Genomic DNA, 10,272 nt, shown 5'->3' with positions numbered 1-10,272 from the left:
TCAGTCAATGCATGTGGCGACTGATCCACCGCATTCGCGAGCAAGCCCGCTCCCACATTGGTTTTGTGTCGTTGTTTGAATCGTGCTTACAACAGAAAGCCGAGTGCACTCAGGCTGTCGGTGGAATTGATCAACCGCACCACCTTGCGCTCCAGGGTCGCGACCCCGGCGCTGAACCGGATGCGGTAATTCAGGTCGGCCACGAACGGCGTGTGTACCCCGCGCTTGTAGGCGTACAGCAGCTGCGCACAGTTAACCTCCACCACCTCGCCCGCTGCTTCCACCAGGGTGAATCGCGAGACACTGCGCACGGTTTTCGCCGCATCCACCGCTGACGGTGAATACCCCGCCGTCAGCCGTTCGATGCGCAGGTCACGCATGCGCGCATCGTCATAGGCGTAGTTGAGGTTGGCTTCAAAATCCTCGGTGTCCGGGTCGATCGGCACGACGTAGCGCCCGCTCTCGCTCCACAACGCGGCCCATTGCACGTAGTCCTTGTGGTCCAGCAGTTCGGCTTCACGCCAGATGAATTCGATGGCCTGGGCCAGCGGTGCGGTAAAACCAGTCAGGGTGTTCATTGGCTCATCATCCTTTTCCACATGTCATAGGCCCCGCGCATGCCGCCTTCATCAGTGGCGTGGGATACCTTGTCGCCGTTGTCGGCCAGCACTTCGCGGTTCAGGCCACGGTTGACCAGGATCGGTGCGTCCACGCCGGCATACGAGCCGCGTTGCACCCGGTCCCAGGCTTCGGCGTCGTCGGGGCTGCCAAAGCCGAACGGGCCCTGGAAGTGTTCGTGGATGCGCAGGCGCTCGCGGTTGGCAACCTGTGGGCCGCCCTCCATGCCCAGGGCGACGTGGCGGATTTCGGTCTCGGTGACCGACACCGGGCGCAGCACCCGGAAGAACGACATCGACATGGCGACATTGGGAAACAGGTTGAGGTTGAACCCGGCGCCGTGCAGCGAGCGCACGATGCGTCGCACCTGGGCCGGCTCCATGGTTTTCGACAGTTCTTCGGTGACGTGGGCGAAACGCTCCTGCAATTGCTCGGTACCGTCGTCGTGGTCCAGGTCGACATGCTCGGGCACCATCACCATCACGCTGTGGCCATTGCCCAGGGAATGGGTGACGGCCTGCTCGTCGGTCATGAACGAGAGCATTTCCGAGGTCTCGGCGTCCACCGACGACATGAACGACTTGTGCACGATCGGGAAGTGGTAGCCGTCGGTGGTGTTTTCCAGCTGGATCTTCCAGTTGCCCTTGAAGCTGAACTTGTGTTCGCCCTGGGTCTTGATCGGGTAGCCGGCGCCCTGCTTCATGAACAGGTCCATCCAGTGTTTGGCGCCGCCGAGAAAGTCGGCCAACGGTTCGATATCGTCGTTGTAGCTGGCGAATACCATCCCGGCGTAGCTGTCCACCCGCAGGCTGGTCAGGGGTAACTCGGACTTTTCCAGGATGCCTTCGTAGCCGTCCGGGTAAGGCAGCGCCCGCAGCTTGCCGTCCAAACCATAGGACCAGCTGTGATACGGGCAGGTGAAGCCGCTGGCGTTGCCCTTGTGCTTCTCGCAAACCGTGGCGCCACGGTGGCGGCAGCGGTTTTCCAGCACGTTGATCGCGCCTTTCTTGTCGCGCACCACAATCACCGGGCGCCGGCCAATGGTCGCGGTCTTGAAGTCGCCGCTGTTGCGCACTTCGCTTTCATGGGCGACCCAGACCCAGGTGCGGTAGAAGATCTTTTCCAGTTCGGCCTCGAACAGCGCCGGGTCGTTGTACAGCGAGACGTCGACGCGATCGTGCTTGACCAACTCGTCGAGGCTTTTCGATTTGGCAATCAGCCGGTATTCATGGGTACTCATGGAGCCCTCCTCAAGGCGTTGTTCTTATTGGCGAGCCGTGATGCTCTGCTGCAGTTGTGCGCCGAGGGCACACACCCATTCGTCCTGGCCCTTACGGCCGACAATCTGTAGCCCCACCTTCAGCCCGCTGTCGGCCAGGGTCACCGGCACCGTCAGCGCCGGGTGGCCGCTGAGGTTGAATGGCCGCACCAATGGCGTCATGCGGGCCACGGCCTGGCTGCCGTTGCGGGCTTCGGCCAGGGTCGGCGGCAGATCCGGCATCGTCGGCAGCAGCAACACGGAGAATTCTTCGAGCGCGGCGTCCACCTGATGACTGAAGCGGGTGCGCACGACTTCGGCTGCGGCCAAATCAGCAGCGCTGGTGCGGCTGGCAGCCAACAAGCGTTGTTCGACATCCGCACCGATCAGGCCCTTGCCGGTGAGGTGACCGAAGGCTGCCCAGTTTTCGACGTTAATCACCGTAAGGCCGGCGCCGAACGCCGTGTCAAAGTCGTCCAGATGCAGACGCTGCTGACGCCAGCCGGCCGCGTCGACGGCAGCCATCAGGCTCGCCTTCAGCCATGGCTCACAGGCCACATCCAGAAAGCCCACCGGCACGCTGCCGGACGGCGCCGCCTGTGGCTGGAAACCCGGGCAAATCACCTGCATCGCGGCAATCAGGTCCTGCATGTTCGCGGCAAGCGGCCCGACGCAATCGAGGCTGGATACCGCCGGTTGCGCGCCAATGCGGCTGACTCGGCCATAGGTCGGTTTCAACCCGGCAATCCCGCAGCACGCCGCCGGCACCCGCACCGAGCCGCCGGTGTCGGTACCAATGGCGATATCCGCCAGGCCCGCCGCAACCGCCGCGGCCGAACCGCTGGAGGAGCCGCCCGGCACGCGGTCTGGCGCCTGGGGATTGACGGGCGTACCGCTCCAGTCGTTGATGCCGGTGACGCCAAATGCCAGTTCATGCAGGCTGGTCTTGCCGACGATCTGCCAGCCGGCATCCAGGACCGCCTGCACCACGTGCGCATGCCGCGTCGCCGGCGGAGCATCGGCAAAGGCACGACTGCCCGAGCGGGTCGGATACCCGGCGATGTCGATGGAATCCTTGATGGCCACGCGTCGGCCGCTGCCGCCGAGTAAAAATTCGCTGACGAAGGTACTCATGGGTTCACCCCCAACATGCTATTGAACAGGCGCTGCGTACGGAAATGCGCGATCAGCCAGGTGCCGTCGACACGGCGAAAATCGATGGTCAGCCGCGTGCCGAACAACTCGCTGCGCTGGTCGGCGTAGGTGGAAATCTGTTGCATGATCCACTGCCCTGCAGCCGCGCTGCCGTCTACCTGGATCGACTCACTGGTGAGGTAATGCAGGTTCAGCGCAAAGTGTTCCGACGGTGGCAGGTAGCTGCCGACAAACGCCGCCACCGCGTCGCGCCCCCGATGCTGGCCGAAGGTCTGCGCGGTACTTGTGCCAATGCCTTCCCACACCGCATCCACGGTGAACAACTCGGCCAACTCGCGAACGTTGGTCGCCGCCCGGGGCACGTCGCACAGGTCCATGTAGCGCGCCATCAAGCGCCTTACCTGGCTCTCCCCTTCAAGGGTTTCAACACGCTGCAACAGGTCCATGGCTCACACCCTGGCCGCTTCGGGAATGGTCAGCGGGCGGCCGATCCGTGCTTCGACCTTGGCGTAGCGCCACAGGCTGTATTCACCCACCGGCGTGGTACGGAACAGGTTGCAGGCGTCGATCACCGACTGGTGGCAGTCGACGTCGGCCATGATGTAGACGGTCCACGGCGAGGTGGTCGACGGGCCGACCATCAAGCGGTCGTCATCCATCGCCCCCAGCACGTTGATGCCCGGCATGGCGCCGAGGTCACCCATCATCTGGCTGAAGCCTTTCCACACGCTCAGGCCTTCGCCGGTAGGCAGGTCGAAAAAGTTCTGGGTGATGCCGATGCAGAAGACGACGCGCAGCGGTTCTTGAGTGGCTTGGGACATGGGTTGATCCTTGAAAGTCAGATGTAGCCAGGAAATGGAGGGACGCCGAGGAACACCGAGCCCGCGCCGTCGTACAGGCCTTCGCTGAGGAAGGCGTGCTGGGTTACCACCATGGCGTCGCGCAGGTAGCGCTGCAGCGGGTGGCGCAGGTAGATCGCGGTGGTGCCCGCCAGGCTGTAGGCGCTCTGCACCACGGCGGCGCCGGCCTGGGACACGTGAATGGCGGTCAGGCGCAGCAGGCTGGTTTGCTCGGCCGTGACCGGGTTGCCGGCGAGGATCGAGTTCCACACTTGTTCGGTGGCGCCGTAGAAAAAGCCCCGAGCGGCGCTCAGCCGGGCTTCGGCCTTGGCGATTTCGATGCGCACGTAGGCGCGGTCCGCCAGTTTCGGCGCGCCGGTGATGCCGCTGCCGCTGGCCATGGCGCTGATTTCATCGAGGGCCGCGCGGGCCAGGCCGAGGTTGACCACCGCCAGCACCTGGGCGGCGTAGGCAATCGAGGGATAACGAAACAGCGGCTCGTCGATGGTGGCGGCGCCGCCACGGATGAAAGTCCAGCGCTCGTCGATGTATTGGTCGGTAACTCGCAGGTCATGGCTGCCCGTGCCCTTGAGGCCGACCACGTCCCAGTTTTCGATGATTTCAACCTGGCCGGGCTTGAACACGGCAGTGCGTGGCTTGCCGCCCGCCGCACCGATGCCCACGCCCAGCAGGTCGGCGCCTTTGCAGCCGCTGGCAAACTTCCAGGTGCCGTTGACCTGCCAGCCGCCCTCGACGGTTTCCGCCGGCTGCAACGGGAACAGGCCACCGGCAAACACCAGATCGGGGCTGTCGGCATACAGTTCGGCGAGGGTTTCCTGGGGCAAGGCCGCAAGATACACCCCGGCGCTGCCGAAGCTGGCGACCCAGCCGGCAGAGCCATCGGCTTCGGATATGCGCTCGATCATCTGCAAGAACGTTGCGGGGGCCAGGGCATCGCCGCCGAAACAACGGGGCGTGGCCGCCCGGTAGATGCCCACCTGCTTGAAGCGTTCGATCATGTCCCGTGGCACGTGGGAGCCGGCGTCGAACTCGTCGCGGCGCTGGCGCACTTCATCGAGCACCTGCTGGAACAGCGCGGGCTGCACGTCGGGTAAAGCGTCTGGTTGCACGAGGGCCGAACGCAGCATGGGCTTTCTCCGTTGTAGTTGTTATGGACGCCGTGTCGGGCGTTGATAGGTCCAGTGTAAAAAGCCCGACCACCGTCAACTATTGGGGCGTGCAGCCCACCGGCTAAAGAAATCCCCTAGTGCGCCCCCGATTACTTCTGAGCGTGCCCCCGGATGCAAACCGGTATAACTTGCCACCGTAGTCGTCCCCTCCACCGCCAAGGGCTACGCGATGTACCTACCCAATAACAATGATTTCCACACCCTGATCGAAGCCATGCCGATCTGCACCATCCTTCACGATGCGCAGAGCAAGGACATCCTCTGGGCCAACACCGCGGCGCTGTCGGCGCTGGGGTTTACCCTGGAAGAACTGATCCCGCTCAAGGCCCCGGACATGACCCGGGACGCACCGAAGTACAAGCGCTCCATCGGCCTGCGTTGGCTCGAGCGAGCGGCCCGCAGTGGCCAGCGCACCATCGAGTGGTGTTATCGCTCCAAGGCCGGGGTGGAGATTCTTTCGGAAGCGGTCGCGACGCTGGTGCACCTGGACGGGCGCGACGTGCTGATGGTGCAGTTCCGTGATATTTCCCGGGAAGACAAGGTGAAGCGGGACCTGATCCGCGCCGAGGAAGCCCGGCGTGTCAGTGAACAGCAGCTTGAATACCTGGCCCGATACAACGCCATGGGCGAGATGGCGGTGGCGATTGCTCATGAGTTGAGCCAGCCACTGGCGGCCACGCGCAACTTTATCGAGGGGGTTTTGATTCGTCTGGGCGATACCCACAGTGCCGACCAGGGGGTGAACTGGGGGCTGCAAAGTGCCGTGCGGCAGGTCGAGCATGCGTCAACGATCATCAAGAGTGTGCGTGATTATGTGGTCAAGCTGGAGCAGAGCGCGGAGTGGGTGGACCTCAATGAGTTGCTGCAGGAAACCCGATATTTCATCAGCCTGCGGGCCGAGCCGAGTCAGGTGCGGCTGGAGATCGTCCCGAGCGCGCAACCGCTGATGGTGCAGTGCGAGAGGGTGCTGATTGGGCAGGTGATTCTGAACCTGGCGTTCAATGCCATTGAAGAGATGAGTGAGCTGCCCGTGGAGCGTCGGGTGCTGCGGTTGCATGCCTGCCGGGATGGAAACGTGGCGCGGTTGAGTGTCGAGGATTGTGGGCGCGGGATTCAGGCCGTGGCGCGGGAGAAAATCTTTGACGGGTTCTTTTCGTCGAAGGTGGGTGGTAACGGGATTGGGCTGGCGTTGTGCAAGAACATCATTGGTCGGCATCAGGGGGATATCTGGGCGCAGAATCTGGAGCCGTGTGGGGCGGTGTTCAGTTTTTCGTTGCCTTTGGTGGGGTCGTGAGATTGGGGCATTTGCGAAGCGGCTTTTCTGTAGGAGCCGGCTTGCCGGCGAAAAACGTGAGGTCGCCGCGTTTATTCAGGATGCCAACGTCATCGTTAACGACCATCGCCGGCAAGCCAGCGCCTACAGGGCTGTTCAAAAGTGAGCCGCTGCAAGAGCGGAACCCATTTCAGCCATAACAAAAATAACCGATATACCCCCCTCCCCAAACCATTGGCACAGACACACAACCACTTGGCAGACACAACAATTCTTGCAATCGCCCCACAAGGCAGAATCCACTTGCAAGAATCTGCCAAAGCACCCGCGATTAGCAAAACACAATAATTCAGGGAGTGCCCCTAATGCGAAGCAACAGGATCAACGTACAGTCAGCGCTGGGTCTGGGCCTGCTTGTACTCGGCTTGAACAGCGCCCGGGCGGATTTACCGCCAGACACCATCGGCCAGACCACCCTGGCCTTTCCACCGGAAGCCCACCGCGCATTCGTGGTAGACGTCGAATTCGAAAGCTTCGTGGTCGGCCGCGTCACCGTGGTAGATCCCGACAAGAAGCGCGTCCTCGGCATGGTCCCCACCGGCTTCGCCGCGCCCTCGGCCCTGAGCCACGACCAGAAGACCCTGTACAGCGCCGACATCTACTATTCCCGCGGCACCCGGGGCGATCGCACCGATGTGCTCACCGCCTGGGACAGCTCCAGCCTGTCGCCCGCCTGGGAAGTGCTGATCCCGAACAAACGCGCCGAATCCCTGACCCAGCGCTATGGGCTGAAGACCAGCGGCGATGACCGCTTCGTCTACGTCTACAACTTCACACCCTCCACCTCGGTGACCGTGGTCGACACCCAGTCCCGCTCCGTCACCGCCGAAATCGCGATCCCGGGCTGCGTACTCAATTACCCGGTCGGCACTCGCCGCTTCGCCTCCCTGTGCGGCGACGGCAGCCTGCAAGTGGTGACGCTGAACGAGCAGGGCCAGGAAACCTCGCGCAACCGCACGCACTTCTTCGACCCCAACGCCGAGAAGCTCAACGAACGCGCGGTGAACGTGGGCGACACCTACTACTTCACCACCACCACCGGCACCATCCGCCCGGTAGATTTCTCCGGCGATGAGCCGAAAATCCTGCCGTCCTGGTCACTCACCACCGATGCGGAAAAGAAAACCGGCTGGGCCCCGGGTGGCTGGCAGTTGATGGCTGTGGCACCAAAGCTCAACCGCATGTACGTGCTGATGCACGACAACCACGAGCCGATGAAGTGGGAAGACCCGAGCACCATCATCTGGGCCTATGACCTCAAGACCATGAAGAAGATAGCCACCCTGGAAGCCCCGGCCCCGGTCTGGAGCATGCAGGCCACCGGCGACGACAAGCCCCTGTTGCTGGGCGCCGACGTCGAAGGCGGCTTGCAGATCTTCGACCTCAAGACCAACAAACTCACCGGTAGCATGGCCAAGGTAGCGAAGACCGCAACCCAGATCATGAGCTACTAAAGAGGTTCGGCCATGCATATCGACCCGATCTTCATCATTGCCAGCGCCCTCGCCATCGCGGTGTTGCTGGCCAGTGCCGCGACCCACAAGTTGCGCGCACCGGCACGCTTCGCCCGGCAACTGGCCGATTACCAGTTGCTGCCAGAGGCAGTGACTCGCCCCGCCGCCCGGGTAATCCCGGTGCTGGAACTGGTGATTGCCTTTGCCCTGCTGGTGCCGGCCAGCCGTTCCTGGGCCGCCCTCGGCGCCGCCGGCCTGATTGCACTGTACGCCGCCGCCATTGGCATCAACCTGTGGCGCGGCCGCCGGGACATCGACTGCGGCTGCGCAGGCCCCGACCAGGCGCAGCCGTTGCGGCCGATCCTGCTATTGCGCAACGGCGCACTGGTGGCCGTGGCCCTGCTGGCCAGCGTGCTGCCGATTGCCCGTGACCTGGGTTTTTTCGACGGCTTCGTCACCGTCGCCGCCAGCGCCGTCGCGCTGCTGATTTACGCTGCAGCCGATGGCCTGCTGGCGAACTCCCCTCTTCTGCTCAAACTGATTGGTAGGTGATCAATGGAAGGCCTTATTGTTTCCAACGTACTGCTGTGGGTACTGCTGCTGGCGCTGGCGTTTGCCGTGATGGGCCTGGTGCGCCAGATTGGTGTGCTGCACGGGCGCATCGCCCCGGCCGGCGCACTGATGGTCGACAAGGGCGTGGCGGTGAATGAGCCGGCCCCGCAAGTCACCGCTTCCGACCGTAAAGGCCGCCCGGTGAACTTCGGCTATGCCGGTGAGAAGAACCAGTTGCTGTTCTTCCTCTCGCCCACCTGCCCGATCTGCAAATCCCTGTTGCCGGCGATCAAGTCCATCGCCAGGGAACAGGCTGACCGACTCGATGTGGTGTTTATCAGCGACGGCGACATGGAAGCCCAGCACGCGCTGATCACCGAACACAAGCTGGACGACGTCACCTACGTGGTCGGCCCGGAAGTCGGCATGACCTACCAGATCGGCAAGCTGCCGTATGCCGCGCTGATCGACAAGAGCGGCACCTTGCGCGCCAAGGGCCTGGTCAATTCCCGCGAGCACCTGGACAGCCTGTTCGAAGTCGAACACCTGAAAAGCGCGACGCTGCAGGAATACCTCAACAGCCAGCCGCAGCCCCACGACCACAGCCACGGCCATAGCCACTGATTAAGGCAGGGAGACTCTCATGAAATTGCTGGATCTGTTATTCGAGCGCTCGACCCGTCGCCTGGCCGACACCACGTCGCGACGCAAACTGTTGGCCCGTATGGGTTCGCTGATGGTCGCAGGCGCCGCGTTGCCCCTGCTGCTGCCCCTGGACCGCACCAGCAAGGCGCTGGCTGCCGATAACCCGAAAGCCGGTGACCCGGGCGACCCGAACAGTTGCGACTACTGGCGCTACTGCTCCATCGACGGTTTCCTGTGCAGTTGCTGTGGCGGCTCGGTGACCTCCTGCCCACCGGGCACCGAGGCGTCCCAGGTGACCTGGATCGGCACCTGCCGCAACCCGGCGGATGGCAAGGACTACATCATTTCCTATAACGACTGCTGCGGTAAGCAAAGCTGCGCCCAGTGCGCGTGCACGCGTAACGACAGTGAGGAACCGGCGTACCGGCCGTTCAACAACAACGATGTGAACTGGTGCCTGGCGGCCAAATCCCACATCTACCACTGCACGGTCTCGATCATTCGCGGCGTCGCGGTTTAACTCACCCTTGTGGCGAGGGAGCTTGCTCCCGTTGGAGTGCGAAGCGCTCCCAAAGATCTTGGGGCCGCAGCACAGCCCAACGGGAGCAAGCTTCCTCGCCACAGGTCAGTGCAAGAGGCTTGTCATGCGTACGTTGTTTTTGCTGAGCTTGATGTGTGTCTTCGCCACCCCGCTCGCCCAGGCTCGGGCCATTCCCAATCCAAACCAGAAGCACGCACCGGGCAATGAGTCGCCGCAAACGCCGATCGCCCAGGCCGGGTACAGCGTGGCGACCAACTATCAGCTGCAGTGTGCCGGCTGCCATCTGGGCAGCGGCATGGGCTCGGCGGCAAACGACACACCGAGGATGACCGGGTTTGTCGGCAACTTTCTGAAGGTGCCAGGCGGGCGGGAGTTTTTGGTACGGGTGCCGGGGATGTCGCAGTCGGCACTGAACGATGGGCAACTGGCGGATTTGCTGAACTGGCTGATGCGCCCGGACGGGATGGCGGGCAAGAGTACGCCGGTGGATTACAAGCCCTATAGCGCTGCGGAAGTGACTGAGTTACGGCACAAAGCGATGCTCAATCTGCCGGGCACAAGGGCGGGGTTGATCAAGGAAATGCGGGCGCAAGGGATTGCGATTGAAGATGGAATGCCCAACTGAATGAAACGCGATCCAAATGTGGGAGCGGGCTTGCTCGCGAATGCGGTGTGTCAGTCACCCAA

12 protein-coding genes are annotated in these 10,272 nt (G+C 62.9%); 6 read left to right on the top strand and 6 right to left on the bottom strand.

Annotated elements, in window-relative coordinates; all coding sequences use genetic code 11:
- Positions 1-86 precede the first annotated feature (86 nt).
- From ACW9I6_RS26210 to ACW9I6_RS26185, 6 genes are read right to left on the bottom strand one after another with little or no spacing between them, the layout of a single operon-like run.
- The gene (locus tag ACW9I6_RS26210) at positions 87-578 is read right to left on the bottom strand and encodes an aromatic-ring-hydroxylating dioxygenase subunit beta (RefSeq protein ID WP_008431075.1); all 492 of its coding nucleotides are present in this window, start codon (positions 576-578) and stop codon (positions 87-89) included.
- Positions 575-1,858 (bottom strand): aromatic ring-hydroxylating oxygenase subunit alpha, encoded by a 1,284-nt coding sequence (locus ACW9I6_RS26205; protein ID WP_087694279.1) that lies wholly within the window; start codon positions 1,856-1,858, stop codon positions 575-577. The genes ACW9I6_RS26210 and ACW9I6_RS26205 overlap by 4 nt, the downstream gene beginning before the upstream one ends.
- A 24-nt stretch (positions 1,859-1,882) precedes the next feature.
- A complete protein-coding gene (locus tag ACW9I6_RS26200; protein WP_457340014.1) occupies positions 1,883-3,010 on the bottom strand; it encodes an amidase in 1,128 nt (375 codons plus the stop codon).
- Entirely contained in the window at positions 3,007-3,477 is a 471-nt protein-coding gene (locus ACW9I6_RS26195) for a nuclear transport factor 2 family protein (protein WP_008431069.1), read from the bottom strand. Before ACW9I6_RS26195 ends, ACW9I6_RS26200 begins: the two co-directional genes overlap by 4 nt.
- Before the next feature lie 3 nt (positions 3,478-3,480).
- Complete coding sequence (locus ACW9I6_RS26190; RefSeq protein ID WP_003208867.1) at positions 3,481-3,852, bottom strand: hypothetical protein; 372 nt, start codon at positions 3,850-3,852, stop codon at positions 3,481-3,483.
- 17 nt (positions 3,853-3,869) lie between these two features.
- Positions 3,870-5,018 (bottom strand): acyl-CoA dehydrogenase family protein, encoded by a 1,149-nt coding sequence (locus tag ACW9I6_RS26185; protein WP_102368716.1) that lies wholly within the window; start codon positions 5,016-5,018, stop codon positions 3,870-3,872.
- 211 nt (positions 5,019-5,229) lie between these two features.
- Here ACW9I6_RS26185 and ACW9I6_RS26180 point away from each other — a divergent pair, with 211 nt between their 5' ends.
- The 6 genes from ACW9I6_RS26180 (at position 5,230) to ACW9I6_RS26155 (ending at position 10,210) form a co-directional block, all read left to right on the top strand.
- Positions 5,230-6,354, top strand: coding sequence for a sensor histidine kinase (locus ACW9I6_RS26180; protein WP_177036947.1), 1,125 nt, complete (start codon positions 5,230-5,232; stop codon positions 6,352-6,354).
- Positions 6,355-6,698: 344 nt separating this feature from the next.
- The gene (locus tag ACW9I6_RS26175) at positions 6,699-7,847 is read left to right on the top strand and encodes an amine dehydrogenase large subunit (RefSeq protein WP_457340013.1); all 1,149 of its coding nucleotides are present in this window, start codon (positions 6,699-6,701) and stop codon (positions 7,845-7,847) included.
- Between the two features lie 12 nt (positions 7,848-7,859).
- Positions 7,860-8,399: a MauE/DoxX family redox-associated membrane protein gene (locus ACW9I6_RS26170; RefSeq protein ID WP_003208874.1), complete on the top strand. Its 540-nt coding sequence runs from the start codon at positions 7,860-7,862 to the stop codon at positions 8,397-8,399.
- A gap of 3 nt (positions 8,400-8,402) precedes the next feature.
- A complete protein-coding gene (mauD, locus tag ACW9I6_RS26165) occupies positions 8,403-9,023 on the top strand; it encodes a methylamine dehydrogenase accessory protein MauD (protein WP_003208875.1) in 621 nt (206 codons plus the stop codon).
- Between the two features lie 19 nt (positions 9,024-9,042).
- A complete protein-coding gene (locus ACW9I6_RS26160; RefSeq protein WP_003208877.1) occupies positions 9,043-9,564 on the top strand; it encodes a methylamine dehydrogenase light chain in 522 nt (173 codons plus the stop codon).
- 124 nt (positions 9,565-9,688) lie between these two features.
- Positions 9,689-10,210, top strand: a complete 522-nt coding sequence (locus ACW9I6_RS26155) for a hypothetical protein (protein ID WP_008431056.1) — start codon at positions 9,689-9,691, stop codon at positions 10,208-10,210.
- Positions 10,211-10,272: the final 62 nt, after the last annotated feature.

The organism is Pseudomonas sp. SDO5522_S412 (genome assembly GCF_054071215.1).
This window is presented reverse-complemented; position numbering and strand designations above follow the sequence as displayed.